This window comes from Pseudomonas sp. Pseusp15 (genome assembly GCF_059492165.1).
In genome coordinates this window covers 2,242,103-2,267,024 of record NZ_CP168523.1, presented here as the reverse complement: position 1 = coordinate 2,267,024, position 24,922 = coordinate 2,242,103, and the positions used below count along the sequence as shown (strand labels likewise).

Below are 24,922 nucleotides of genomic sequence, written 5' to 3'. Positions count from 1 at the left end.
GCAGAAGAGGGCTGCGGGGAAAGGCCGGTATCTTACCCATAAAGTTATCCGGGTACAGCCGATCGTTCCCAAGCGGGAGCGCGGGAACGATCGGTCAGGGGGATTGTGTCTACAGGCCTAGATCGGAGAGACCTGGGTGATCATCCGGCCGGCGACCCAGTGGCCAGTGGAATTTGCGCTCGCTTTCCTTGATCGGCAGGTCGTTGATGCAGGCGTAGCGGTTGAACATCAGGCCGTTCTCGTCGAACTCCCAGTTCTCGTTGCCGTAGGAACGGAACCAGTTGCCTGAATCGTCGTGCCATTCGTAGGCGTAACGCACGGCGATGCGGTTGTCGCCATGGGCCCAGAGCTCCTTGATCAGTCGGTAGTCCAGTTCCTTGGCCCATTTGCGGGTCAGGAAAGCTTTGGCTTCTTCGCGGTTGTGGGCGAACTCGGCGCGGTTACGCCACTGGGTGTCCAGGGTGTAGGCAAGAGACACCCGTTCCGGGTCACGGGAGTTCCAGCCATCTTCGGCCAGGCGAACTTTTTCGATGGCCGATTCACGGGTAAACGGCGGCAATGGCGGACGAACTTCGGCAGTAGACATATTAAGTCTCCCTATCAAATTAACGTTCAAGCAAGTTGTCGGGCTTATTTAAAGTGTTACAGGTCCAATAACTTTCGCGCCATGCATTGCGCATTATCGGCGGCACTGTGATCACCCATCACAAGCGCTACGGTAATGGCACCGTCGATCAGGATCAGCAGCTGTCTGGCCAGCGTCTCCGGGTCTGTTGCGCCATATTCGGTACAGAGCTCGCGCACGTAGTCGAGCAGTTTCTGTTTGTGGTCTTTGGCGACCAGGCGAACCGGGTCTTGCGGGTCGCCGGTTTCGCCGCTGGTATTGATGAATGCGCAGCCGCGGAAGCCTTCGGAGACGAACCAGGCCTTGAGCACGGTAAACAGGTTGAGCAGCCGCTCGGCCGGGGTTTGGGCCGTGCCGACTTCGCTCCGATACCAGTGCATCCAGCGCTCATCGCGGCGTTGCAGGGCCGCGACGACAAGCTCCTCCTTGTTGGCGAAGTAGCGGTAAATACTTTTTCTGGAGACGCCGGCGGTTTTCACCAGAAGATCCATGCCGGTGGCAGCGATGCCACTTTTGTAGATCAACTTTTCGGTGACATCCAGAATGATGTCGCGTGTGTCGTTGCTAATGATTTCGTTCATGTGGCTAACAGTAGAATGATCGTTCTTCATGGTCAAGTAGTTATTTGTAGTGCCTATGAAATTGCCTTCGCGGGCAAGCCTCGCTCCTACAGGATTTGTGTTCCAAACGACGAAAAACCGTAGGAGCGAGGCTTGCCCGCGAAGAGGTCTTTACAGACAGTAACAAGACCCAAACCCATCCATGGTGTAAGCTCTCAGGCTCTTCGGATTCGACCCTTTGCGAGCCCTATGCCGTTGCTTTTCAAACGTTCTCTGCTGCCTAAATTGCGCAGTTTTCCGCTGACCGCCGATGCCGTCACCATCCTCTCTGGCGCTGCCGAGTTCCGTCGTTGCCTGCTGGAAAAAATCGCTCAGGCGACCCGGCGTATCTATATCGTTGCGCTGTACCTGCAACAGGATGAGGCCGGCCAGGAAATCCTCGATGCGCTGCACGCGGCCAAACTGGCACGTCCGGAACTGGACGTGGTGGTGGTCGTGGACTGGCTGCGCGCCCAGCGCGGCTTGATCGGTGCCGGCAAGCAACCGGGCAACTCAGCCTGGTATCAGGAAACCACCCGTACCCACGAAAGCGAAGTGCCGGTGTACGGCGTGCCGGTGCAGACCCGCGAACTGTTCGGCGTACTGCATTTGAAAGGCTTCGTGATCGACGATTGCGTGATCTACAGCGGCGCGAGCCTGAACAACGTTTACCTGCACAAATTCGACAAGTACCGCTTCGACCGTTATCACCTGCTGCAGAATCAGGCGCTGGCCGATTCGATGCATCACCTGATCCAGCACGGTTTGATCACCTCCAAAGCGGTGCATCGCCTAGACCTGCCGAACCTGCCGACCACCCGCAGTCTGCGCCATGACATCGGCGACCTGCGCAGCCGTCTCAAGCACGCGGCGTACGACACCACGGCGGGCAGCACGGCGAAGGGCGGTTTATCGGTCAGTCCGTTGCTCGGTGTGGGCAAGAACAACCCGTTGAGTCGGGTGATCTGCGAGCTGATTGCCAGTGCGCAGCATCAGCTGACCATCTGCACGCCGTACTTCAACCTGCCGCTGGCGGTGACCCGGGAAATCAATCGGGCCCTGGCTCGCGGCGTGAAGATCGACATCATCGTCGGCGACAAGACCGCCAACGATTTCTACATCCCGCCCAGCGAGCCGTTCAAGGTGATCGCGGCGTTGCCATACCTCTACGAAATCAGCCTGCGACGTTTCGCCAAGCGTCATCAGCGCAACATCGACAGCGGCAAGCTGAACCTGCATCTGTGGAAGGATGGTGACAACACCTATCATCTCAAGGGCATGTGGATCGATCAGCGCTACACCTTGCTGACCGGCAACAACCTCAATCCACGGGCGTTCCGTCTCGACCTGGAAAATGCGTTGCTGATTGATGATCCGAAAGGCGAGTTGCTGGAGCCGCGTGGCAAGGAACTGGCGGAGATTTTCCAGCACACCCGCCGTATTGAGCGTTACCTGGATCTGCAAACGCTACCGGATTACCCGGCGGGAGTGGCCAGGTTTCTCAAGCGTGTGAGTCGGGTGCGGATCGAGCGGTTGTTGTATCGGATTTTGTAGGGCTCAAAAGCAAAGATTGCAGCCTTCGGCAGCTCCGCGCCTGTGGGCGCCGCCGAAGGCTGCGATCTTTTCACAGACAACGCCGATATTCAGTTCAACCCCAACTTCCCCCGCAACATCGACAAGTCCTCAGCCAAGGTATTCACCGGCCCGACCAGCGCTTTGCGGTCGCTGTCCTTCACCTTGTCATACGTTTCAAAACCACCCCCTGTAGTTTTGTACTTGGCTAACGTCTTGTTCACCGTAGCGAAGTTCTTGTCGACTTTGGCCATGAATGCCGCGTCTTGCTTCTCGATCTGCGGACGGAACAGGTCGACGATTTTCTTCGCGCCGTCGATGTTGCCCTGGAAATCATAGAGGTCGGTGTGGCTGTAGCGATCTTCCTCGCCGGATATCTTGGTGGCGGCCACTTCTTCAAGCAGCGCAGCGGCGCCGCCGACGACTTTTTCCGGTGGGAAGGTCAGGCCGGCGACGCGGGTTTGCAGGTCTTTCACGTCTTTGTTCAAGCCGTCAGCCAGCTTGTCCAGACCCTGGGTGCTGCTCTCTGAAAACAATGAATATTCGATGCGATGGAAACCGGTGAAGTCTTCGGCCTTCACGCCTTTTTCGTGGTCGTCGACCCGGGAGTCGATGGACGCATCGAGGTCACTGAACAGCTCGGCAATCGGTTCGATCGACTCGTAATAGACGCGGGTCGGTGCGTAGAGCTTTTTCGCGGTGGCCAGGTCGCCTTTTTTCACTGCATCGGTGAATTGCTGAGTGTGGCTGGCGAGTTCATCCAGTTGTTCGGTGACGTAGATCTTGTAGTCAGAGATCGGCCCCACCAACTCCAGTGGCGCCGTCGCCGCGAAAGCTGAAAACGGGGTGTTGAGCAAACCAAGGGTCAGCAGTAACGCGAGGGGCGACTTTTTCATGGGACGGTTCCGTGGAGTGGTAAGGGTCAGACTGAGGCTTTGGGTTGTGTGGCGTTGAGCAGCGAGCGGCCGATGAAGTCCTTGTCGCCGGTCACACCCGGCAGGGTGAAGAAGTACCCGCCGCCAACCGGTTTCAGGTATTCCTCCAACGGCTCGCCATTGAGTCGGGTCTGCACGGTGATGAAGCCTTTTTGCAAATCCGCCTGGTAACAGATGAACAGCAAACCCATGTCCAGCTGACCGTTCTTGTTCACGCCGTTGGAGTAGTTGAACGGCCGGCGCAGGATCAGATTGGCCTGGGTTGCGGCGGTGCGCGGGTTGGCCAGGCGGATGTGGGCGTCGAGTTTGGTCAGCTTGCCTTCCGGGTCTTTGGCGTAATCCGGGACTTGGGTTTCATGCGCACCATCCATCGGTGCACCGGTGCTCTTGACCCGGCCGATAATGCTTTGCTGTTCTTGCAGCGGCGTGCGGTCCCAGCGCTCGACGAAGTTGCGGATGATCCGCACCGCCTGGTAGCTGCCGTTGACCGCCCAGGCCGGTTCGTCGCTGCCGGGCTGGACCCAGACAATACGGTCCATGGCCTTGTCGTCGTTGGAATCAGGGTTGGCCGAGCCGTCGCGAAAACCCAGGAAGTTGCGTGCGCTTTGCGCCGGCACACCGGGTTTCGCCGGGGCTTGCGGCGGCACGCTGCCTTCCTGTTTCCAGCGCACCAGCAACAGGTCCGGCAGGTTTTTCACGATGTCGCGCAGGGCGTGGATGTTGGTGTCGGCGGTGTTGGAGCAGAACTGCAGGCTAAGGTCGCCGTGGCAGCAGTCGGCCTCCAGTGCGTCGTTGGGGAAACCGACCATGCGGACCAGCCGCTTGGGCTTGGCGCCGGCCAGACCGAAGCGCTCGTCGAACAGCGACTCGCCCACCGAAACGGTGATGGTCAGGTTGTCCGGTGTGACCACCGGGCCAAGAATCCCCGAATCCAGCGGCGGCAGTTTGGGGTCGACCTGGGGCACCGGACCGCCTTGCATCAGGAACGCGATACGCTCGTTGAGCGTGCGAAACAGCCGCTCCAGGTCCGCGCGGTCGTTGGCCAGTACGTCGAACGACACCAGCATGCCGGATGTTGGGCGCGGGGTGACGATGCCGGTCTGGTGCTGGCCGTGGAAGGCGTGGCGGTCCTCGGTCTTGTCGCTGCTCGGTGCTTCGGTGACTTGCGCCGGGGTCGCGGCCATGACCGGGCAACTCAGGGCCGAACCGGCTATCGCCACACCGGCGGCTCCCATACCCATCAATACACGACGGCGTTGTGCTGAAAACTGTTCTGAGTCGTTCATCTGTCTGAGGTCTTCTGCTTACAGGCCGGAAAGGCCAAGGGCGGGATCGATTCCATCGAGTGCATCGGCCAGAACCTTGGCCTTGTCGGCGATACGTTTGCGCTGTTCGGCGCTGACAGTGTCGTAGCTGGCGTAGCCATCCTTGACCTTGAAACCGTTGAGTTCGGCGTCGAAGGCCGTGACCGCGCTGTCGATTTTCGCCAGTAGTTCAGCGGCAGATTTGCTCAGCAATGGCCGCAACAGGTCGACGACTTTGCGGGTCGCGTCGAGGTTGGCGGCGAAACCGTTCAGGTCGGAGTGGCTGTAGCGTTCTTCTTCGCCGCTGCTGGCGCGTACCTCGGCGAGGCTGTTGAGGTTGCGCACCAGCATGCTCACCAGTTGTTCCGGTGGCAGCGACTGGGCCAGCAGTTGCTGTTTGAGATTGGCGACATCCATGCTCAGGCGTTGTGCAACAGGCGTCAGACCGTCGAGGTTGCGTTGTTGGAACAGCGCGTATTCGAGGCGGTGGAAGCCGACGAAGCCCGGATCCTGCTCGCGCTTATCGAAGTAATCGGCGCGGGCGTTGATCGCGTTGTCCAGCTCCGCGAGGCGCTGGGCTGCTGGAGCCAACCGTTGATAGGCCGCACGAGCCGGCACATACAAGGCTTGTGCCTGGCTCAGGTCGCCGGCCTCGATCGCTTGCTCAAGCGCGGCGACGGCTTTGATCAATGCGGTGCTCTGGCTGCTCAGGTACACGCGAAATTCCGACAGCGGGCCAATGAACGCCACCATCGACGGACGCGCCTTGGTCGCCGCATCGGACGCGGCGGTCGGGGTGACATGCAAGGTGCCGCGCGGGTTGCTCAGCAAGCCGCAGGTGATGGTGTAGTCGCCGGGCAACAGGTTGGCGTTGATCACCTGGCTCAGGTCAGGGGCGATGTTCTCGCGCTCTTCGACCACCAGCACGCCGTCAAGAATTTCCCATTCGACGGCACGGTCCGAGCGGTTGACGATACGGAAACTGGTGCGACCGGCCGGAACCGTCAACGCATTCGGTTCGCAGCTGTGCGGGTGAAGGGTGACCAGCACTTGGTCGTGGTTGCTCTGGCGCTTGGCGGCGGCCATTTTCGAGGCGTAGTAGAACAGGCCACCGGCGGCGATCATCACGATCACCGATCCGGCTACCGCCCAGCGCAAGGCGCGGGGAGGGGAAGCCACTGGAGGAACTGGCGTTGACATGAAGGCCCTTACTGGCTGGAAACGGAGGAGGGTGTTTGCGCGGGCGTGGCCGCCGGGAGAAAAAACATCACCAGCGCCACCAACAGATAAAGCAGATACGCCCCGAGGGTGCTGACGGTCGGCGCGTCCTGGTAGCCGAACATGCCGGCCAGCACCGAGCCCAGCGGGCCGTCCATCGGCAGCGTGGCGCTGAAGTCGAAGAGCACGGTTTGCAGGTGATTCCACACGCCGGCTTCATGCAGGGCTTGCACCGAGTTGGCGAGAATCCCGGCGGCTACCACCAGAATGAACAGACCGGTCCAGCGCAAGAACGCCGAGAGATTCAGGCGCAGGCTGCCGGTGTAGATCAGGAAGCCGACGATGATCGCCAGGGCCAGGCCGAGCAGGGCGCCGAGCGGTGCGGCCGGGCCTTCGCTTTGCTGGAACACGGCGAGCAGGAAGAACACCGTTTCCAGGCCTTCCCGGGCGACGGCGAAAAACACCATGGCGATCAGCGCGGTCACTTGATGCCTGGAACCGGTCAGCGCCTGATCGAGGGAAACGTGCAGCGAATGCTTGATCGAACGCGCCACCTTGCGCATCCAGAACACCATGGAGCTGAGAATGCCGACGGCCAGCAAACCGACCACACCTTCAAACAGCTCTTGCTGCTTTTGCGGGAATTCAGCACTGATCAGTTCCAGGCCACCGCCGACCAGCAGGGCCAGCGCGGCGGCGAGGAATACACCGACCCACACTGCCGGCATCCATTGGCCGCGACCGGTCTGCTTGAGGTAACTGGCGATAATGCCAACGATCAACGCGGCTTCGATGCCTTCGCGCAGCATGATCAGAAAAGGAACGAGCATTCAGCACCGGGGAGTAATTAGATAGGGTGCTAATTTGTAACATGATGAAACTTATTCTCATATGGTAGTTATTGCTAATTGCCTGAACCTAAGCTGAACAACCCTGAAGATCCCACCATCCCGTAGGAGCGAGGCTTGCCCGCGAATCAGGCAACTCGGTCTGTCGGTGAAACCGCGTCATCGTTCTTCGCGGGCAAGCCTCGCTCCTACGGAATCGGTTTGGTGTGCGCTAATATGCCCACCACTCAAACACGAACAAGGCTCACCCCGGTCAATGTCGGAAAAAGACACCATCGCCATTCAACTGGTGCGTGAAGCACTGTTGCAAAGTTGCGCCCCTGGCGCTGCCACCGCAGAGGTGTTGAACAAGGTCGGCATCGATCCAGCGCTGTTGGGCAGCACCGACGCGCGTGTCCCGGCCGCCGCCTATGCGCGCCTGTGGCGTTTGCTGGCCCGGCGTGGGGACGATGAGTTTTTTGGCATGGACCCACGCAAGCTCAAGTCCGGCAGCCTGGAGTTTCTCTGTCGCTGCTCCATGGTTCAGCCAAGCCTGGCCGCCGGGCTGACCTCGGGCCTGAGCTTTCTGTCGTTGATGCTCGAACGCCTGCCCGCACAACTGGTTCGCCAGCAAAGCCTGGCGGAAATCGTCCTGCTGGAGGACGACGAAGAACCACGCCGCGCCTTCACCTATTTCACTTACTGGATGATCGTGCACGGCGTTGCTTGCTGGCTGGCGGGCCGACGGATTCCGATCCTGGCCATTGAATTGCGTTGCCCGGAGCCGGATTTTTGCGATGACTATAGGGTGATGTTTTCCGAGAACCTGCGATTCGACCGGCCGCGTACGCGGATGATTTTCTCCGCCGACTGCCTGGATTTGCCGATCAAGCGCAGCGCTGAAGAGCTCAAGCGCTTTCTGGCCCATGCACCGGCGAACATTCTGGTCAAGTACCGCGACCCCGAGAGCCTGGCCAGCCGGATCAAGCACGATCTGCGGCAATTGCCCGCCGAGTGCTGGCCGGAAACCGAAGCGCTGGCGCAGCAACTGTGCATGTCGGCTTCAACTTTGCGCCGCCGCCTGGCCGAAGAAGGGCAGACGTATCAGGGGCTCAAGGACAGCGTGCGCAAGGAACTGGCCATCGTCTGGCTGGCCGAACCGGCCATCAGCTTCGCTGAAATCGCTACCCGTTTGGGGTTTGCCGATGCCAGCTCGTTCTACAAGGCGTTTCGCAAATGGTCGGGGTCCAATCCTGGGCATTATCGGAGTTTGATTCTTAACGAGGCGGACTGATCCGGATCCTGGGGGGCTGACGCCATCGCGGGCACGCCCTCGAACCTTGGCCAAACCAGTCACGCAACTTGATAGCTTTGACCATTGTCCCGCTCCCCGCGCAGAGCGAGTATTTCCCTGTTGATTACGGTTCCCCCAACCTAATAAAAATACAGAGGGATTCTGGCAATGCGCGATTACTTGTCTGCTACGTCACAGTTCAACTATCAGCACACCGTCGATGCCGCGCTCACAGGGTCGTTGACAGCGCTCAACGCCTGCGTCGAGTGTTGCGACCGGCATGCCTTGCCGGGGCGCATTGCGCTGTTCTGGGAAGGCCGCGACGGTAGCAGCGCGACCTATACTTTCAGCGACTTGCAGGACAAGGCCGCGCGTTTCGCCAACTTTCTGGTGGCCCAGGGCGTGAAGAAGGGCGACAAGGTCGCAGGCCTGCTGCCCCGCAACTTCGAATTGCTGATCACCGTGTTTGCCGCCTGGCGTATCGGGGCGGTTTATCAGCCGCTGTTCACCGCCTTCGGCCCCAAAGCTATCGAACACCGTCTGAACAGTTCCGGCGCCAAAGTGGTGGTCACCGATGCGGTCAATCGCCCGAAACTCGCTGAAGTGGCCGACTGCCCGACCATCGTCACCGTCGGCGGCGCGAAAGGCCAAGGTATTGTTCGGGGTGATTTCAGTTTCTGGGCGGAACTGGCCAACTACTCCAGCATCTGCGAACCGGTATTGCTGACCGGCGAAGACCCGTTCCTGCTGATGTTCACCTCGGGCACCACCGGCCCGTCGAAAGCGCTGTCGGTGCCGCTCAAGGCCATCGTTGCGTTCCAGAGTTACACCCGCGACGCTGTAGACCTGCGCCCCGAGGACGCCTTCTGGAACGTCGCCGATCCGGGTTGGGCCTACGGTATTTATTTCGGTGTCACCGGGCCGATGGCGATGGGGCATCCGATCACCTTTTACGATGGCCCGTTCACCCTCGAAAGCACCTGCCGGGTGATCAACAAATACGGGATTACCAACCTCACTGGCTCACCGACCGCCTATCGCTTGCTGATTGCCGGTGGCGATGAATTCGCCCGTTCGATCAAGGGCAAGCTGCGCATCGTCAGCAGCGCCGGCGAGCCGCTGAATCCGGAAGTGATCCGCTGGTTCGCCGACAACCTCGGCGTGGTGATTCACGACCATTACGGCCAGACCGAACTGGGCATGGTGCTGTGCAATCACCATGGCCTGGAACATCCGATCCACATGGGCGCCGCCGGTTTTGCCTCGCCGGGCCACCGTATCGTGGTGCTGGATGAGGAATACAAAGAACTCGGCGTTGGCCAGCCAGGAATCCTGGCCATTGACCGTACCCAGTCGCCGATGTGCTGGTTCGGTGGTTACGAAGGCGTACCGACCAAAGCGTTCGTCGGCAATTATTACCTGAGCGGCGACACCGTCGAGTGGAACCCGGACGGCAGCATCAGCTTCGTCGGCCGCAGCGACGACGTGATTACCACCTCGGGTTACCGCGTCGGCCCGTTCGACGTGGAAAGCGCGCTGATCGAACACCCGGCGGTGGTCGAGGCGGCGGTGATCGGCAAGCCCGACCCGGAGCGCACCGAACTGGTGAAAGCCTTCGTCGTGCTCAGCCCGCAATACCGCGCCGAGCCTGCGCTGGCCGAAGAACTGCGGCAACACGTGCGCAAGCGTCTGGCGGCGCACTCGTACCCCCGTGAAATCGAATTTGTCAGCGAATTGCCGAAAACCCCAAGCGGCAAATTGCAGCGCTTTATCTTGCGCAACCAGGAAATCGCCAAGGCTCAAGAGGCCGCCGCGAAGAACGTTTCAGCTTGAATCCAAGGAAACAATGATGCAGATCGAAAACAAGGTTTTTCTCGTCACCGGCGGTGCTTCCGGGCTCGGTGCCGCCACTGCTGAAATGCTGGTGGCGGCCGGCGCCAAGGTGATGTTGGTGGACATGAACGCCGAAGCCGTTGCGGCGCAGGCGGCACGTCTCGGCGCGCAAAGCGTGGTGGCCGACATCAGCAATGAAGCGGCGGCCGAAGCGGCGGTGCAGGCGACGGTCAAAGCGTTTGGCGGCCTTAATGGCCTGGTTAATTGCGCCGGCATCGTGCGTGGCGAGAAGATCCTCGGCAAGACCGGCCCTCATGCCTTGGCCAGTTTCAGCCAGGTGATCAACGTCAACCTGATCGGCAGTTTCAATATGCTGCGCCTGGCTGCTGCGGCGATTGCCGAGACTGAAGCCGATGCAGACGGCGAGCGCGGGGTGATCATCAACACCGCCTCGGTGGCGGCCTTCGACGGCCAGATTGGCCAGGCTGCGTATTCGGCGTCCAAAGGCGCGATTGCCAGCCTGACCTTGCCTGCCGCCCGTGAGCTGGCGCGTTTCGGCATCCGCGTGATGACCATCGCACCGGGCATTTTCGAAACGCCGATGATGGCCGGCATGACCCCGGAAGTACGTGATTCACTGGCCGCTGGGGTGCCGTTTCCGCCACGCCTGGGCAAGCCGAGCGAGTACGCCGCGTTGGCCAGGCATATCATAGAAAACAGCATGCTCAACGGCGAGGTGATCCGTCTCGACGGTGCCTTGCGCATGGCCGCTAAATAAGGAGTATTTGTCATGACATTGTCCAACGATCCGATTGTTATTGTCAGCGCCGTCCGCACCCCGATGGGCGGTTTCCAGGGCGAACTGAAAAGCCTGACCGCACCGCAACTGGGCGCTGCTGCGATTCGTGCCGCGGTCGAACGCGCCGGTATCGCCCCTGAATCCGTCGAAGAAGTGCTGTTCGGCTGCGTGCTCTCCGCCGGCCTCGGCCAGGCCCCGGCGCGGCAAGCGGCACTGGGCGCCGGGTTGGATAAATCGACCCGCTGCACGACGCTGAACAAAATGTGCGGCTCGGGCATGGAAGCGACGATCCTGGCCCACGACATGCTGATCGCCGGCAGCGCCGACGTGGTGGTCGCTGGCGGCATGGAAAGCATGTCCAACGCGCCGTACCTGCTGGACCGCGCCCGCAGCGGTTACCGCATGGGCCATGGCCAGGTGCTCGATCACATGTTCCTCGATGGTCTCGAAGACGCCTACGACAAGGGCCGCCTGATGGGCACCTTTGCCGAGGATTGCGCCGAGACCAATGGCTTCAGCCGTGAAGATCAGGACGCGTTTGCCATCGCGTCGACCACCCGCGCCCAACAGGCGATCGAGGAAGGTAGTTTTAACGCCGAGATCGTGCCGCTCACCGTGACGGTCGGCAAACAGCAAGTGCTGATCAGCCACGACGAACAACCGCCGAAAGCCAAACTGGACAAGATCGCTTCGCTGAAACCGGCGTTCCGCGAGGGCGGCACGGTGACGGCGGCCAACTCCAGTTCGATTTCCGACGGCGCGGCGGCATTGGTGCTGATGCGCCGTTCCGAAGCCGAGAAACAAGGCTTGAAACCACTGGCAGTGATTCATGGCCACGCGGCGTTCGCCGACACCCCGGGGCTGTTCCCGGTGGCACCGGTGGGCGCGATCAAGAAATTGATGAAGAAAACCGGCTGGTCACTGGATGAAGTCGAGTTGTTCGAAGTCAACGAAGCCTTCGCCGTGGTGAGCCTGGTGACCATGACCAAGCTGGAAATCTCCCACGAGAAGATCAACGTCCACGGCGGTGCCTGTGCCTTGGGCCACCCGATTGGCGCGTCCGGCGCGCGGATCCTCGTGACCTTGCTCTCGGCCCTGCGCCAGAAAGGCCTGAAACGTGGCGTTGCAGCGATCTGCATCGGTGGCGGCGAAGCGACGGCCATGGCCGTTGAATGCCTGTACTGAGGCTAATGAGGCGCAACCTGTGTGTGGGTTTTATGTGGCGAGGGAGCTTGCTCCCGCTGGGTCGCGAAGCGGCCCCAAAAGCTTTGCGACTGCTGCGCAGTCGAACGGGAGCAAGCTCCCTCGCCACACAAGCCCGCTCCCACAGGTCTTGCGTTTCAACTTGATTTTTAAGGAATTGGCATGATCCCCAACGACGAACAACTTCAGATCAGCGACGCGGCCCGGCAGTTTGCCCAGGAACGGCTGAAACCGTTCGCCGCCGAATGGGACCGCGAACATCGCTTCCCCAAGGAAGCCATCAGCGAGATGGCTGACCTGGGCTTCTTCGGCATGCTGGTGCCGGAGCAGTGGGGCGGTTGTGACACCGGATACCTGGCTTACGCCATGGCCCTGGAAGAAATCGCTGCCGGCGACGGCGCCTGCTCGACCATCATGAGCGTGCACAACTCGGTGGGTTGCGTGCCGATCCTCAAGTTCGGCAACGACGACCAGAAAGAACGTTTCCTCAAACCGCTGGCCGGCGGCGCGATGCTCGGTGCGTTTGCGCTGACCGAACCGCAAGCCGGCTCCGATGCCAGCAGCCTGAAAACCCGTGCCCGGCTGGAAGGCGATCACTACGTGCTCAACGGCTGCAAGCAGTTCATCACTTCCGGGCAAAACGCCGGGGTGGTGATTGTGTTTGCGGTGACTGACCCGAGTGCCGGCAAACGCGGGATCACCGCGCTGATCGTGCCCACCGATTCGCCGGGCTATAAAGTCGCGCGGGTCGAAGACAAGCTCGGTCAACATGCCTCCGATACCTGCCAGATCCTCTTCGAGGATGTGAAAGTGCCGGTGGCCAATCGACTGGGTGAGGAGGGCGAAGGTTACAAGATCGCCCTGGCCAACCTCGAAGGCGGACGTGTCGGCATCGCCTCGCAATCGGTGGGCATGGCCCGCGCCGCATTCGAAGCGGCCCGCGACTACGCCCGCGAACGCGAGAGCTTCGGCAAGCCGATCATCGAGCACCAGGCGGTAGCGTTCCGCCTGGCCGACATGGCCACCCAGATCGCCGTGGCCCGGCAGATGGTGCATTACGCGGCGGCATTGCGCGACAGCGGCAAACCGGCGCTGGTCGAAGCGTCGATGGCAAAACTGTTCGCCTCGGAAATGGCCGAAAAGGTTTGTTCCTCGGCGTTGCAAACCCTTGGCGGTTACGGTTACCTGAACGACTTCCCGCTGGAGCGTATCTACCGCGACGTGCGGGTGTGCCAGATCTACGAAGGCACCAGCGACATTCAGCGCATGGTCATTTCGCGCAATCTTTGAGAAGGAGTCCGTCTGTGAGCAATAAAGAGCTGAACTACGAAACGATTTTGCTGGAAACCCACGGCCGTGTCGGCCTGATCACCCTCAACCGTCCGCAAGCCTTGAACGCGTTGAATGCCCAAATCGTCAGTGAACTGAACCACGCCCTCGATGGCCTGGAAGCCGATTCGAACATCGGTTGCATCGTGTTGACCGGCTCGAAAAAAGCCTTCGCCGCCGGTGCCGATATCAAGGAAATGGCCGAGCTGACTTACCCGCAGATCTACCTCGATGATCTGTTCAGCGACAGCGATCGCGTGGCTAACCGCCGCAAGCCGATCATTGCCGCGGTCAACGGTTTCGCCTTGGGCGGTGGCTGTGAACTGGCGCTGATGTGCGACTTCATCCTGGCCGGCGACAATGCAAAATTCGGCCAACCGGAAATCAACCTCGGCGTATTGCCGGGCATGGGCGGCACCCAGCGCCTGACCCGCGCCGTGGGCAAGGCCAAGGCCATGGAAATGTGCTTGAGCGGGCGCTTGATCGATGCGGTGGAAGCCGAGCGTTGCGGGATCGTGGCGCGCATCGTGCCGGCGGATGATCTGGTGGACGAAGCGCTGAAAGTCGCGGCGCTGATTGCGAAGAAATCACTGCCGATTGCGATGATGATCAAGGAAAGCGTCAACCGCGCCTTTGAAGTCAGCCTGTCGGAAGGCGTGCGTTTTGAACGCCGGGTATTCCATGCGGCGTTTGCCACACAGGATCAGAAAGAAGGGATGGCGGCATTTATTGCCAAGCGTGAGGCCGAATTCCAAGGCAAGTGATGTAGCGTCCTCACGGACGTCTTCGCGGGCAAGTCGGATCGCCGCACCGCTCGCGCCTACAGAGGATATGCATTCCCCTGTAGGAGCGAGGCTTGCCCGCGAAGCTTTTTAGATCAGGTAGTTCTTGAGTTCCCGGGCAATCACCATCCGCTGTATCTCGCTCGACCCTTCATAAATCTGCGTGATCCGCGCATCCCGGTAGTAACGCTCCACCGGGTAGTCCTCCAGATACCCATACCCGCCATGAATCTGAATCGCCGACGAGCAGACTTTCTCCGCAATCTCCGAAGCAAACAGCTTGGCCTGTGAAGCCTCCGACAGACACGGCTTGCCGGCACTGCGCAAGCGCGCGGCGTGCAGGATCAACAGGCGCGCGGCGTTCAGTCGGGTCTGCATGTCGGCCAGCATATTGGCGATGCTCTGGTGTTCGATGATCGGCTTGTCGAACTGCACCCGATCCCGCGCGTAAGCCAGCGCCGCTTCGAACGCCGCACGGGCGATGCCCAGGGCTTGCGCAGCGATGCCGATGCGGCCGCCTTCGAGGTTGGAGAGGGCGATGGCCAGGCCTTTGCCGCGTTCACCCAGCAAATTGGCTTCAGGGACGGTGCAGTTGTTCAGGGTGACGGCGCAGGTGTCGGAAGCGCGGATGCCCATCTTGTGTTCACTGCGGTCGACGATGAACCCCGCTGTTTCGGTCGGCACCAGGAATGCCGAGATGCCACGCTTGCCCAACTCCGGATCAGTCACGGCGAAAACGATTGCCAGCTTCGCCCGTTTGCCGTTGCTGACGAATTGCTTGGCGCCGTTGATCACCCACTGGCCGTCGCGCAGTTCGGCGCGGGTGCGCAGGTTATGGGCTTCGGAACCGGCTTGCGGTTCGGTCAGGCAGAAGCAACCGATGGCCTGGCCGCTGGCGAGGTCCGGCAGCCATTGCTGTTTTTGCTCTTCGGTGCCGTAGTTCAGCACCGGCCCGCAGCCGACAGAGTTGTGGATGCTCATCAGCGCGCCGGTGGCGCCGTCACCGGCGGAAATCTCTTCCACCGCCAGCGCGTAGGCCACGTAGTCGACATAGGTGCCGCCCCATTCCTCGGGCACCACCATGCCCAGCAGCCCCAGTTCCCCCATCTTTGCCACCAGACCGTCATCGATCCAGCCGGCCTTTTCCCAGGCTTGTGCGTGGGGCGCGATTTCGCCGCGGGCAAAATCCCGGGCCATGTCGCGGATCATCACTTGTTCTTCGCTCAATTCGATATCGTGCATGGCTCAGCTCCCGCTCTGGTCAAACCCGGTGAAAAAACTCGCGACGTGCTCGGCGTCCAGCGCCTGTAAGGTCGGCGGGTTCCAGCGCGGGTTCTTGTCTTTGTCGATCAGCAAGGCGCGCACGCCTTCGATCAGGTCGCCACGTTCGAACCACTGGCGATCCAGGTGCAGTTCGAGGGCGAAGCACTGTTCCAGGCTCAGGTGCCGACCGCGCCGCAGCATTTCCAGGGTCACGCCCATGGCCAGCGGTGAACGGCTTTCCAGCAAGTCGGCGGTGGCCATGGCCCACTCATGGCTGTCGGCGACGGTCACTGCACGCAGTTGTTCCACCATACTCGGCACATCGGGCAGGGCGAAGAAGTGGTCGATGACCGGCCGCAGCGCCGCCAGCGGCGCTACCGGCAGTTGCTGCACGGCGAGTTTCGCCAGCGCGCCTTGCAGGTCCTTGAGCGGGGTGTCGTGCCATTCCAGATGGTCGAGTCGCTCGTCCAGCTCGCCCAGGCTGGCGCTCTCCAGATACCAGTCGGCCAGGCCGCAATAGAGCGCATCGGCGGCGCGGATCTGCACCCCGCTGACGCCGAGATAGATGCCCAGCTCACCGGGAATGCGCGGCAGGAAGTAGCTGCCGCCGACGTCCGGGAAATAACCGATGGCCACTTCCGGCATCGCCAGACGGCTACGCTCGGTGACCACCCGCAAATCGGCGCCTTGCACCAGCCCCATGCCACCGCCCAGGACAAAGCCGTCCATCAAGGCCAGGACCGGTTTGCGGTAGTGATGGATCGTGAGGTCGAGGGCGTATTCCTCGACGAAGAAATCTTCGTGCAGCGTGTCGCCGCTTTTGAAGCTGTCGTACAGCGAGCGGATATCGCCGCCGGCGCAGAAGGCTTTCTCGCCAGCACCGCGCAACACCACCGCATGCACCTGCGGATCCTGTGCCCAGGCATCGAGTTGCTGTTGCAGGCTGCGGACCATGTCCAGGGTAATGGCGTTGAGGCCGGCGGGGCGGTTGAGGGTCAGGTGACCGATGTGATTGCGAACCTCGGCCAACACTTCGTTTTGCGTGGCATCCATGGACGGTGTCCCCGGGGATGAAACCTGAGCAGTCATCACTAACTCCCTGCTTTTATTGTTCTTTATAGAGAAGCTCGCGCGCGAGCGATGCAGGATCGTAACAGTGCAAATTTGCCCTGTACAACCGAGATACGTGCAGGTTCTTTCTGCATTTTTACCTTAGTGCAAAATCAAAAGATCGCAGCCTTCGGCAGCCTGACTCCGTTTTGAATCAACCTTGAATTTGTGGCGAGGGGGCTTGTCGGATCGCCGCACCGTCCCGTTCGACTGCGCAGCAGCCGCAGATAAGGGCAATGAGCTATGCCTGGAAAAATTCGTTAGCAGGTTTTGGGGCCGCTTCGCGACCCAACGGGGGCAAGCCCCCTCGCCACAAAGATGCCTTCAGGTTCTGCTGCTCAGCACTTCACCGATACTGCGCCGCTTGGCATGCAATTCACTGGCATGAATCAACTGCTCGAGGTCTTCAGGGGTGACGTCGTAGAAGGCCTCCATGTCGGCGAGTGCCCGTCGCAGATCTTCGGCGGTGATCGCCTGGCTGTCGGCCGCGGGCATTAGCGGGGCCGGTTCGGCGGGACGTTTGGGGTAACGAATGCGCGTGAAGTTGTTGTACGCCAACGCGCTGAGCAGCATCGTCGAACCGCTGAGCATTACCGGGCCGAGGGCTTTCCAGTCCATGGCGATGGTCGCCGGGTCTGCCAGCACCATCAGCAGCGCCAGCGCCCCGGCGGGTGGGTGCAGGCAACGCAGCCAGCACATCAGAATCAGCGCCATGCCCGCCGCGAGGCAGGCGCTGCCGAGGGTGCGGCCGAGTACGTGAGCGACCAGCAGCGAGATCACCCCCGCGCAAAGGTAACCGCCAAGAATCGACCACGGCTGGGCCAGCGCACCTGAGGACACGGCGAACAGTAATACCGCCGACGCGCCCAACGGACCTATCAGATGCAGCGCCACGTCGATGCCGAACACCTGGCCGCACAACCAGACACTGAACATCGTCCCCATGGCCATGCCGATGGCGGCACGGCTCCATTCGGAGGGGCGGGTGTTGATGGCGGCGGGCAACCAGTGAGCGAGCATGACGAACATCGATCCTTTGACAAAAACCAGGGCAAAAAAAAGGCTTGTCCGGATACCCGGAAAGCCCTTGAAGTGGTTCCAACTATTGGGGGAGGAACGGCGCACAGTGTGCCGGTCATTACCGATACTGACAAATTCATATTAATGCAGCTTCAATGCATTATTTTTGCAGTATCGCGACGCGTCGACCGCTCATGAAACAGAGAAAACCGCCCATCGCCGTCAACGCGCTCAGGGCGTAGAACATGGTGGGCGCGGGTGTGTGCATCAGCAAGAAGCCGCAGATCACCGGGCTCAGCGCACCACCGAGGGCTGCGAGGTTCTGTGCGCCGTAGTAGCTGCCGCGCAGCTCTTCCGGGGCCAGGGTGTCGACGAAGAGGAATTCGGCCGGGTAAATGATCATTTCGCCGAGGGTGAAAATGAACATTGCGATGCACCAGCTCACCAGGCTGTCGGCCAGGCTGAAACCGATCAAGCCGAGGATGAACAGGCTGCTGCCGCCGACAATCCAGTAACGCAGTTGTTCGCGTTTGAGAAACCGGCCGATCTGGTATTGCAGCAGGATCACGCTGATGGCGTTGCAGGCGAGCAGGGCGGCCATGGTTTCCAGCGCTCGTTTGGAGTCGTGGGTCACCAGCAGGTATTGCGACAGGTACAAGGTAAAACGCCCGTGGACCACGGTGCTGAGCAGGCAGCCGCAGGTGAACATGATCAGCGTGCGGTCGTTTTTCAGGGTGACCAGGGTCTTGAGAAAGTTTTGCGGCTGACCGATGGCGGGTACCTGGGCCGGGTCTTTGGGAATCCCGCTCATCAGGAAAATGCTGAAGAACGCGATGCCGCCGGCGATCAGGAACGGGGCAATCGGGTACACGCCGGCGATCACCACGCCGAGCATCGGGCCGGTGGTGTAGCCGATGTTGGTCAGGGTGTAGCGCAGCGAAAAAGCCTTGGCGCGTTGGCCCATGGGCAGGTTGTCGCTGAGAATCGCCTTGGACCCGATCAGAAACAGCGCCGAGGCGGTTTCGGTGATCACCAGGGTCGCGGTGGTCAGGTAGAGGTTTTCGGCAAAGGTCAGCAGCACGAAGCCGATGGCACTGGAGAGCATGGCCAGGATCAACAGCCGACGCTTTTCGAGGCGGTCGATGATGTAACCACCATAGAGCGCGAGCAGGGTGGCGATGAACACCGCAATCCCGAGCAGCAGGCCGACGTCCTGTTGGTTGAGGCCGAGCTTGGTGCTCAGGAACAGCGTGAGCAACGGGCTGGTGATGGCGCGACTGACGACGATGGTCAGCGAGCAGATCATCAGCCGGCGGATAACGAGGGAGTAAGTGGCCACGGTGGGGCAAATGTCCTTATTCAGATTCTGTGGTGTTCGACGCGCAACGCCAGGCTCAACTCAGCCACCGATCAAGCGCCCGAACCGACTCCAGTTCTTCCAGCCGCCACAACTGCTCCAGCAGCTCTTTTGCCTGCTGTAGCGGTATCACCCGCTCGGCCAGGCTGAAGAATTTCTCCTCCAGCGCCGCATCACTCAGCGGATTGCCCGGCGCGCCCAACGGCACCTCAACGCACAGGCTTGCTTGCCGACCGTCCACGGTCCGCACGCTGACGACAGGCTCGCCATCCTCGGACAGTTGCGGGTCGACTTCAAGGCGAATACGCGACATCCAGTGCGCAATCCGCGGGTGGCGGCGCTGTTCATCGTCGTAGGCTTCCAATCGGCAATGCCCATGGAGCAGCCGGGCCGCCAGGGCATAACGCAGGCTCATCTGCGCCGCCGGCAACGTGCTGACGTCCTGGCCACCGCACATGTCTTGAAGGAATCCGCACAGCGATACCTGAACGTCCTCGACCTGCTCGGCGCTGACCTGCAATTGATCGAGCAACAGGCCCAATGCGTCGATCGCCGAATGGGTCCCACGGCAAGCCGCATAGGGCTTGATCGAGCAGCGCGCGAGTTTCCATACGTGGCCCAGTTCGGCGTCCAACGCCTCGGGCGCGGCGGTGTCCGCCGCGAGGGTCTTGAGGAAACCGCCCCAGACGTCATCGAACAGTTTTGTCGGGCCGGTGATGCCTTGTTGAGCAAACCGCGCGGCCAGCAATCCACCTTCGGCGGCGCGTCCGCTGTGGAGTCTTTTGCTTTGCGAGCCGTCATGGATAAACGCCCACAGACCACCACTGAAGCTGCCGGCGATGCCCAGTGCCGATAAGGTTTGTTGCGCATCCAGCCCCAGAATCCGTGCACTGGCCGCCGCCGCGCCAAACACTCCGCACGTCGCCGTGGAGTGCCAACCGGCGCCGTTATGGGCCGAGTAACTGCCGCAGGCTTCGAGCACCCGACGGCCGATTTCGTAGCCGATCACCACGGCAGTGATCAGTTCGCGGCCGTCTACTGGCTTCGTTGACATCGACAGCGCCGCCATCACCGCCGGCAGCACCACCGCGCCGGAATGGTCGCAGCCGCCGGTATCGTCCAGCTCCAGGGCATGCGCGGCGATGCCGTTGAGCATGGCGGCTTGCGCCGCGCCGACTCGCTGACCGGTGCCCCAGACCAACGTGCTGCCGGCTTCTCCCTTGAACACCTGACGCGCCTGTCTGGCGACATCGCTGCCGGCTCCGGCCAGGGCTGCGCCGAAGGTGTCGAGAATGTGTCGCTTGGCTTGCTCCACCAACGCGGCAGGTAACTCTTCGAAACGGGTATCGACGCAGAACTGCGCCAGCCGCGCCATTCGCATAACCCCATCCTGATCTCTCATACGCCGTAATCCCGATAATGACGCTCGTACACAGCGGCCGGGTGATCCTCGGTCACCGGCGCCGCCGACTCTGCCCACCACTGAGCCACTTCGGCACCGGTGGCGATCCACACGTCATCGTGCTGCTGAATGCTTTGCAGCAATTCGCGCAACACGCCGATCCGCCCTGGCGTGGCGATGATTTCCGGGTGCAGCCGCAGCACGTAACACAAGCCGAATCGGTGAAACCCGGCGAAGTCCATCTTCAGATTGCCAAGGGTGTGGCTGTAAGAGGCGATGCGCGATTGCGCCGGTGGCACCGCCGGGCTGAGGTTGAAGGCGAAATAGGGCTCGTCCTCCAGTTCGTAGTGCAACGGCAGTTCGATCACCTCGGGCGCCGTCGGGTGAGCGAAGGGCAAATCATCGCCGCGCCATGACGAGGACCAACGGATACCGTGCTCGCGCAACGCCTCGATGAAGCCGGGTGCGCCATTGCCGGCGGGAATGCGAAAGCCTGTCGGACGCTGACCGGTCAGCGCGCTCAAGGCCGCGCAGCCCTTGGCGATTTCGGCGCTTTGCTCGGCCAGAGTCAGGTGGTCGTAGTGCTGATGGCGGTAGCCGGCGCAGGCAATCTCGTGCCCGCCGGCCTGGATCGCCCGTAGGTGTTGCGGGTTTTCCTCGGCAACGATGCCGGGCACGAACCAGCTGCTGGAAACCCCCAGTTCTGCTAACACGCCAAGCAAACGCTCGACCCCGCGCTGGGTGCCGTAGCGCCACACCGACAAGGTCTTGTCGCGCCCGGCGACTTCCGGCGCCTGGGTGAGGATGCCGTGGATGTCGTTGTAATCGACGGTCAGCACCACGGCGCAGCGGTAGCCGTTGGGCCAGACAATGGAATCAGCCATGGTGATGCTCCTTCAGCCACCAGTGGGCGACATCGCGGCAGGTGGCGAACCACACGTCATCGCGTTGGCGCATGTGTTCGAAGAGTTTTTCCAGCAACAGGATGCGGCCCGGTTTGCCGGTGATCTTGGGGTGGAACAGGGTGGTCAGGCACAGGCCTTCAGCCATGGCGCCATCGAACTCGCGGCACCAGTTATCGAGGGTCAGTTCGTAGCTGGCGGTTCGGTCCAGCCCGGAAGGGAAGTCCGGTGCGCGGGTGTAGGCGAGGGAGGCGTAGTCGTCCATTTCCCAGCGGCCGGGGATTTCCACCAGTGGTGTATCGAAGCCCGGCACCTTGACCAGGTAGGGCCGGTCATCGCCGCGCATGCTGCTGGAATAGGTCACACCGGCTTCCACCAGCATGGCCGGCGTTTCGGCCCGCCAGTCGCCGGACGGCGTGCGGAAACCTTCAGCGCGGATGTTCAGGTACTTCCAGAACACCTCGCGGGATTTGTGCATCACGTCCTTCTGCTGCTCCAGCGTCAGGGCGTAAAAAGATTCGTGTTTGTAGCCGTGATAGGCCACCTCATGCCCGCGCTCGACAATCGCCTGGCACTGTTTCGGCCAGTTCTCCACGACCCAGGCCGGAACGAAAAACGTGGTCGGGATGCGGAACTCATCCAGCAGATCGAGAATCCGCGGCAGCGCCCGATAGGGGCCGTAACCGCCGAAACCGAAATACTCGGGCTTGCGCCAGATCGAGCCGTTAAGCATGGCATCGCCGGTGGGGCCATCGAGGTCGAAGGCCAGGGCGAGGCAGGCCTGGTGCTGGTCGGGCCAGGTGGGTTGCAGCGAGGAGGACATCGTGTGGCGCTCCAGAATTAATAGTTGAAACACCCGTAGCAGCTGCCGAGCCCGCGAGGCAGCTGCTACGAACCGTGTTACTTGCCGGCGTTGATGGTCACGGTCTTGATCGCGCCCAGTTCCAGGTCCCATTTCTTCAGGATCGCCTGGTAGCTGCCGTCATCGATCATGCTTTGCAACGCGATTTTCACCGCTTCGCTCAGCTCAGTTTTTTTCTTGCTCACACCCATGCCCGAGAACTGCTTGGAGATCGGCAGTCCCACGGTTTTGTACATGTCCTTTTCCTGGGTCTTGAGGTACGGCAGGGTTTCGCTGCCCTGCATGGCCGCGTCGATACGGCTCTGACGCAGTTGCGCACGGGCGTCGGCCGAGCCTTCGGTGCCGATCACGTTGATCGCAGGTTTGCCGGCGGCTTCGCAGTTTTCCTTGCTCCACGCGGCGATTTCCGCCGGGAAGGTGGTACGGCGGCTGGTGCCGACTTTCTTGCCGCACAAGTCGACGATCTCGTTGGTGTCCTTGTTTTTCTGCAAGGTGTAGAACTGCGGACCGCTGGTGAAGTAATCGACGAAGGTCACGCTGGCCTGACGCTCGGCGGTGTCGGTCATGCCCGACAGCACCATGTCTACGCGGTCGGTCGTGAGCGCGTTGATCATTTGCTCGAAGCCGGTTTCCTGCCATTTGATCTTCACGCCCAGACGTTCGGCCAGGGCGTTGCCCAGGTCATAGTCAAGGCCGGTGAGAGTGTTGGTGGCCGGGTCCTTGAAATCCATCGGCGGGTAGTTCGGCATGATCGCAACAACGATCTCGCCCTTGTCCTTGATGCTGGCCGGCAACTCGGCAGCGAAGGCGAAACCGGATGCCAGGACACTGGCAAGTACTGCTGGGATTACTAGGTTCTTCATGGTCGTTCTCTTATGAGTGTTGTGAGCGCCAAAGGGCGCTTAGGTTCGAACGGCAGAAATGAAGCTTTGGGTGCGTGGGTTTTGCGGACTTATTAGTATTTCTTCGGGGCTTCCAGCCTCCACGATCTGCCCGCCGTCCATGAACACCATGCGGTTGGAAACCTCGCGAGCGAAGCCCAGTTCATGGGTGACGACGATCATGGTCATGCCGGTTTGCGCCAGATCGCGCATCACCGACAGCACCTCTCCGACCAGTTCCGGGTCGAGTGCCGAAGTGGGTTCATCGAACAGCATCAGCTTGGGGCGCATGGCCAATGCACGGGCAATAGCGACACGTTGTTGCTGACCACCCGACAGTTCGATCGGGTAGCTGTTGCGCTTGTCGGCCAGGCCGACGCGAGCGAGCAGTTCCACGGCTTCTTCGTGCGCCTCTTTGGGCGAACGCTTGAGCACCTGGCACGGCCCTTCGATGATGTTTTGCAGCACAGTCATGTGCGGGAACAGGTTGAAACGCTGGAACACCATGCCGGTGGCCAGGCGCTGGCGGGCAATCTGCGATTCGTTGAGCTCGTGCAGTTTGTTGCCGACGATCCGGTAACCCACCAGTTCGCCGTCGACCCACAGGCCGCCCTTGTCGATTTTTTCCAGCTGATTCACGCAACGCAGCAGGGTGCTTTTGCCGGAGCCGGACGGGCCGATGATGCACAGCACTTCACCTTGCTCGACCTCGATGTTGATGTCCTTGAGCGCGTGGAAATGGTCGTAATACTTGTTCAGGCTCACGGCCTTGACGATGCTTCTCATGTTGGGCTCCTCAAGAACGCTTGCCGGCGCCGCGAGCGAAACGACGCTCCAGACGGCTTTGACCAAAGGACAGCACGGTGACCGTGGCCAGGTACCAGATACCGGCAACGATCAGCAGCTCCATCACACGGGCGTTGGCGTAGTAGATGTTCTGCGCGTTGTAGAGCAGCTCCGAGTACTGGATGACGCTCGCCAGGGAGGTCATTTTCACCATGCCGATGAATTCGTTACCGACTGGCGGAATGATGATCCGCATGGCCTGGGGCAGGATGATCCGGCGCAAGGCTTGCAGGCGCGGCATGCCGATCGACTTGGCGGCTTCGTACTGGCCGGTGTCCACCGACAACAGGCCGGCACGCACCACTTCGGCGGTATAGGCGCCCTGGTTGATGCTCAAGCCGAGGAGGGCGGCGACGAAGGGCGTCATCAGGCTCACGGTGTCCATTTCGAACAGGCCGGGGATGCCGATGGTGGGGAAGATCAGCGCCAGGTTGAACCATAGCAACAGCTGCAGGATCAGCGGCGTGCCACGGAACAGCCAGGTGTAGGTCAGCGCCACATAGCGCAGGATCGGGTTGGCCGACATGCGCATGATCGCCGTGATCACCCCGAAGACAATGCCCAGCGCCATCGCCAGCACCGCCATGACGATGGTGTTGAGCAAGCCCCACATGATCGCTTGCGAAGTGAGGAACTGGCCGATGTACGACCATTCGATCTTGCCTTCGGCGAAGGCTCGTACCAGGCCGATAATCGCGATCACGATGACGCTGGCGAAAAAAATCCGCCCGTAGTAGCGCCGTGGCACGTGTTGATACTGGGTGATATCGAACTGGTTTTCCGCCAGTTTGCGCTCCGCCTGGAGTCGTTCTGCCTGTGTCTGGCTCATGTTGGTTCTCCGTACACTGTTCTTTCAGATCAAGCACAATCCCCTTGTAGGAGCCGGCTTGCTGGCGATGGAGTGTCAGTCGACATCAATTCAGCTGACACACCATCGCCAGCAAGCCGGCTCCTACAAG

General features: G+C 61.0%; 23 protein-coding genes. 7 read left to right on the top strand and 16 right to left on the bottom strand.

Annotated features, from left to right (window positions below):
• Window positions 1-109 precede the first annotated feature (109 nt).
• Both ACEN8R_RS10135 and ACEN8R_RS10130 read right to left on the bottom strand, forming a co-directional pair.
• Window positions 110-586 carry a nuclear transport factor 2 family protein gene (locus tag ACEN8R_RS10135; protein WP_018929120.1) on the bottom strand — a complete coding sequence of 159 codons (477 nt, stop codon included), beginning with the start codon at window positions 584-586 and terminating at the stop codon, window positions 110-112.
• Between the two features lie 56 nt (window positions 587-642).
• Complete coding sequence (locus ACEN8R_RS10130) at window positions 643-1,206, bottom strand: TetR/AcrR family transcriptional regulator (RefSeq protein ID WP_086944324.1); 564 nt, start codon at window positions 1,204-1,206, stop codon at window positions 643-645.
• Window positions 1,207-1,434: 228 nt separating this feature from the next.
• On the opposite strand from ACEN8R_RS10130, the gene pssA reads away from it, so the two are divergent.
• A complete protein-coding gene (gene pssA, locus ACEN8R_RS10125) occupies window positions 1,435-2,778 on the top strand; it encodes a CDP-diacylglycerol--serine O-phosphatidyltransferase (RefSeq protein WP_018929122.1) in 1,344 nt (447 codons plus the stop codon).
• Between the two features lie 89 nt (window positions 2,779-2,867).
• Here pssA and efeO (ACEN8R_RS10120) read toward each other — a convergent pair whose 3' ends face one another.
• Genes efeO (ACEN8R_RS10120) through efeU form a run of 4 tightly spaced genes read right to left on the bottom strand, consistent with a single transcriptional unit; the run spans window position 2,868 to window position 7,083 of the window.
• Window positions 2,868-3,692 (bottom strand): iron uptake system protein EfeO, encoded by an 825-nt coding sequence (gene efeO, locus ACEN8R_RS10120; protein ID WP_111453294.1) that lies wholly within the window; start codon window positions 3,690-3,692, stop codon window positions 2,868-2,870.
• Window positions 3,693-3,718: 26 nt separating this feature from the next.
• Entirely contained in the window at window positions 3,719-5,017 is a 1,299-nt protein-coding gene (efeB, locus tag ACEN8R_RS10115; protein ID WP_495624824.1) for an iron uptake transporter deferrochelatase/peroxidase subunit, read from the bottom strand.
• Between the two features lie 18 nt (window positions 5,018-5,035).
• Window positions 5,036-6,235, bottom strand: a complete 1,200-nt coding sequence (efeO, locus tag ACEN8R_RS10110) for an iron uptake system protein EfeO (RefSeq protein ID WP_495624823.1) — start codon at window positions 6,233-6,235, stop codon at window positions 5,036-5,038.
• 8 nt (window positions 6,236-6,243) lie between these two features.
• A complete protein-coding gene (efeU, locus tag ACEN8R_RS10105; RefSeq protein ID WP_086944321.1) occupies window positions 6,244-7,083 on the bottom strand; it encodes an iron uptake transporter permease EfeU in 840 nt (279 codons plus the stop codon).
• Between the two features lie 274 nt (window positions 7,084-7,357).
• Here efeU and ACEN8R_RS10100 point away from each other — a divergent pair, with 274 nt between their 5' ends.
• The 6 genes from ACEN8R_RS10100 to ACEN8R_RS10075 all read left to right on the top strand — a co-directional run bounded on the left by ACEN8R_RS10100 (window position 7,358) and on the right by ACEN8R_RS10075 (window position 14,302).
• Window positions 7,358-8,374: an AraC family transcriptional regulator gene (locus tag ACEN8R_RS10100; RefSeq protein ID WP_018929127.1), complete on the top strand. Its 1,017-nt coding sequence runs from the start codon at window positions 7,358-7,360 to the stop codon at window positions 8,372-8,374.
• Window positions 8,375-8,542: 168 nt separating this feature from the next.
• The gene (locus ACEN8R_RS10095; protein WP_018929128.1) at window positions 8,543-10,207 is read left to right on the top strand and encodes an AMP-binding protein; all 1,665 of its coding nucleotides are present in this window, start codon (window positions 8,543-8,545) and stop codon (window positions 10,205-10,207) included.
• Window positions 10,208-10,223: 16 nt separating this feature from the next.
• Window positions 10,224-10,985, top strand: a complete 762-nt coding sequence (locus ACEN8R_RS10090; RefSeq protein WP_018929129.1) for an SDR family NAD(P)-dependent oxidoreductase — start codon at window positions 10,224-10,226, stop codon at window positions 10,983-10,985.
• Between the two features lie 12 nt (window positions 10,986-10,997).
• A complete protein-coding gene (locus tag ACEN8R_RS10085) occupies window positions 10,998-12,191 on the top strand; it encodes an acetyl-CoA C-acyltransferase (RefSeq protein ID WP_018929130.1) in 1,194 nt (397 codons plus the stop codon).
• 180 nt (window positions 12,192-12,371) lie between these two features.
• Complete coding sequence (locus ACEN8R_RS10080; protein WP_019649660.1) at window positions 12,372-13,499, top strand: acyl-CoA dehydrogenase; 1,128 nt, start codon at window positions 12,372-12,374, stop codon at window positions 13,497-13,499.
• A gap of 29 nt (window positions 13,500-13,528) precedes the next feature.
• The gene (locus tag ACEN8R_RS10075) at window positions 13,529-14,302 is read left to right on the top strand and encodes an enoyl-CoA hydratase (RefSeq protein ID WP_019649661.1); all 774 of its coding nucleotides are present in this window, start codon (window positions 13,529-13,531) and stop codon (window positions 14,300-14,302) included.
• Window positions 14,303-14,410: 108 nt separating this feature from the next.
• Here the strand turns inward: ACEN8R_RS10075 and ACEN8R_RS10070 are convergent, their stop codons facing one another.
• From ACEN8R_RS10070 to ACEN8R_RS10025, 10 genes are all read right to left on the bottom strand, one after another.
• The gene (locus ACEN8R_RS10070) at window positions 14,411-15,562 is read right to left on the bottom strand and encodes an acyl-CoA dehydrogenase family protein (RefSeq protein WP_018929133.1); all 1,152 of its coding nucleotides are present in this window, start codon (window positions 15,560-15,562) and stop codon (window positions 14,411-14,413) included.
• 3 nt (window positions 15,563-15,565) lie between these two features.
• Window positions 15,566-16,672 carry an enoyl-CoA hydratase/isomerase family protein gene (locus ACEN8R_RS10065; RefSeq protein ID WP_026286645.1) on the bottom strand — a complete coding sequence of 369 codons (1,107 nt, stop codon included), beginning with the start codon at window positions 16,670-16,672 and terminating at the stop codon, window positions 15,566-15,568.
• 345 nt (window positions 16,673-17,017) lie between these two features.
• A complete protein-coding gene (locus tag ACEN8R_RS10060) occupies window positions 17,018-17,713 on the bottom strand; it encodes an HPP family protein (RefSeq protein WP_026286646.1) in 696 nt (231 codons plus the stop codon).
• A 160-nt stretch (window positions 17,714-17,873) separates the two neighbouring features.
• Complete coding sequence (locus tag ACEN8R_RS10055; RefSeq protein ID WP_495624822.1) at window positions 17,874-19,052, bottom strand: MFS transporter; 1,179 nt, start codon at window positions 19,050-19,052, stop codon at window positions 17,874-17,876.
• 55 nt (window positions 19,053-19,107) lie between these two features.
• Window positions 19,108-20,451, bottom strand: coding sequence for an MmgE/PrpD family protein (locus ACEN8R_RS10050; RefSeq protein WP_018929137.1), 1,344 nt, complete (start codon window positions 20,449-20,451; stop codon window positions 19,108-19,110).
• A gap of 17 nt (window positions 20,452-20,468) precedes the next feature.
• Window positions 20,469-21,356: a polysaccharide deacetylase family protein gene (locus ACEN8R_RS10045; RefSeq protein ID WP_018929138.1), complete on the bottom strand. Its 888-nt coding sequence runs from the start codon at window positions 21,354-21,356 to the stop codon at window positions 20,469-20,471.
• A complete protein-coding gene (locus tag ACEN8R_RS10040) occupies window positions 21,349-22,197 on the bottom strand; it encodes a polysaccharide deacetylase family protein (protein ID WP_018929139.1) in 849 nt (282 codons plus the stop codon). Before ACEN8R_RS10040 ends, ACEN8R_RS10045 begins: the two co-directional genes overlap by 8 nt.
• A 77-nt stretch (window positions 22,198-22,274) precedes the next feature.
• Window positions 22,275-23,099, bottom strand: coding sequence for an ABC transporter substrate-binding protein (locus tag ACEN8R_RS10035; protein ID WP_018929140.1), 825 nt, complete (start codon window positions 23,097-23,099; stop codon window positions 22,275-22,277).
• 39 nt (window positions 23,100-23,138) lie between these two features.
• Window positions 23,139-23,903: an amino acid ABC transporter ATP-binding protein gene (locus ACEN8R_RS10030; RefSeq protein WP_018929141.1), complete on the bottom strand. Its 765-nt coding sequence runs from the start codon at window positions 23,901-23,903 to the stop codon at window positions 23,139-23,141.
• Window positions 23,904-23,913: 10 nt separating this feature from the next.
• Complete coding sequence (locus ACEN8R_RS10025) at window positions 23,914-24,792, bottom strand: amino acid ABC transporter permease (protein WP_018929142.1); 879 nt, start codon at window positions 24,790-24,792, stop codon at window positions 23,914-23,916.
• Window positions 24,793-24,922 lie beyond the last annotated feature (130 nt).

Bases quoted from the DNA above. Each gene is read 5' to 3' on its own strand.
- ACEN8R_RS10090 (WP_018929129.1), top strand. From the start codon at position 10,224: ATGCAGATCGAAAACAAGGTTTTTCTCGTCACCGGCGGTGCTTCCGGG.
- ACEN8R_RS10135 (WP_018929120.1), bottom strand. From the start codon at position 586: ATGTCTACTGCCGAAGTTCGTCCGCCATTGCCGCCGTTTACCCGTGAA.
- ACEN8R_RS10060 (WP_026286646.1), bottom strand. From the start codon at position 17,713: ATGCTCGCTCACTGGTTGCCCGCCGCCATCAACACCCGCCCCTCCGAA.
- ACEN8R_RS10065 (WP_026286645.1), bottom strand. From the start codon at position 16,672: ATGACTGCTCAGGTTTCATCCCCGGGGACACCGTCCATGGATGCCACG.
- efeO (WP_495624823.1), bottom strand. From the start codon at position 6,235: ATGTCAACGCCAGTTCCTCCAGTGGCTTCCCCTCCCCGCGCCTTGCGC.
- efeO (WP_111453294.1), bottom strand. From the start codon at position 3,692: ATGAAAAAGTCGCCCCTCGCGTTACTGCTGACCCTTGGTTTGCTCAAC.
- ACEN8R_RS10035 (WP_018929140.1), bottom strand. From the start codon at position 23,099: ATGAAGAACCTAGTAATCCCAGCAGTACTTGCCAGTGTCCTGGCATCC.
- ACEN8R_RS10045 (WP_018929138.1), bottom strand. From the start codon at position 21,356: ATGGCTGATTCCATTGTCTGGCCCAACGGCTACCGCTGCGCCGTGGTG.
- ACEN8R_RS10085 (WP_018929130.1), top strand. From the start codon at position 10,998: ATGACATTGTCCAACGATCCGATTGTTATTGTCAGCGCCGTCCGCACC.
- ACEN8R_RS10040 (WP_018929139.1), bottom strand. From the start codon at position 22,197: ATGTCCTCCTCGCTGCAACCCACCTGGCCCGACCAGCACCAGGCCTGC.
- efeU (WP_086944321.1), bottom strand. From the start codon at position 7,083: ATGCTCGTTCCTTTTCTGATCATGCTGCGCGAAGGCATCGAAGCCGCG.
- efeB (WP_495624824.1), bottom strand. From the start codon at position 5,017: ATGAACGACTCAGAACAGTTTTCAGCACAACGCCGTCGTGTATTGATG.
- ACEN8R_RS10050 (WP_018929137.1), bottom strand. From the start codon at position 20,451: ATGCGAATGGCGCGGCTGGCGCAGTTCTGCGTCGATACCCGTTTCGAA.
- ACEN8R_RS10025 (WP_018929142.1), bottom strand. From the start codon at position 24,792: ATGAGCCAGACACAGGCAGAACGACTCCAGGCGGAGCGCAAACTGGCG.
- ACEN8R_RS10100 (WP_018929127.1), top strand. From the start codon at position 7,358: ATGTCGGAAAAAGACACCATCGCCATTCAACTGGTGCGTGAAGCACTG.
- pssA (WP_018929122.1), top strand. From the start codon at position 1,435: ATGCCGTTGCTTTTCAAACGTTCTCTGCTGCCTAAATTGCGCAGTTTT.
- ACEN8R_RS10070 (WP_018929133.1), bottom strand. From the start codon at position 15,562: ATGCACGATATCGAATTGAGCGAAGAACAAGTGATGATCCGCGACATG.
- ACEN8R_RS10080 (WP_019649660.1), top strand. From the start codon at position 12,372: ATGATCCCCAACGACGAACAACTTCAGATCAGCGACGCGGCCCGGCAG.
- ACEN8R_RS10030 (WP_018929141.1), bottom strand. From the start codon at position 23,903: ATGAGAAGCATCGTCAAGGCCGTGAGCCTGAACAAGTATTACGACCAT.
- ACEN8R_RS10130 (WP_086944324.1), bottom strand. From the start codon at position 1,206: ATGAACGAAATCATTAGCAACGACACACGCGACATCATTCTGGATGTC.
- ACEN8R_RS10095 (WP_018929128.1), top strand. From the start codon at position 8,543: ATGCGCGATTACTTGTCTGCTACGTCACAGTTCAACTATCAGCACACC.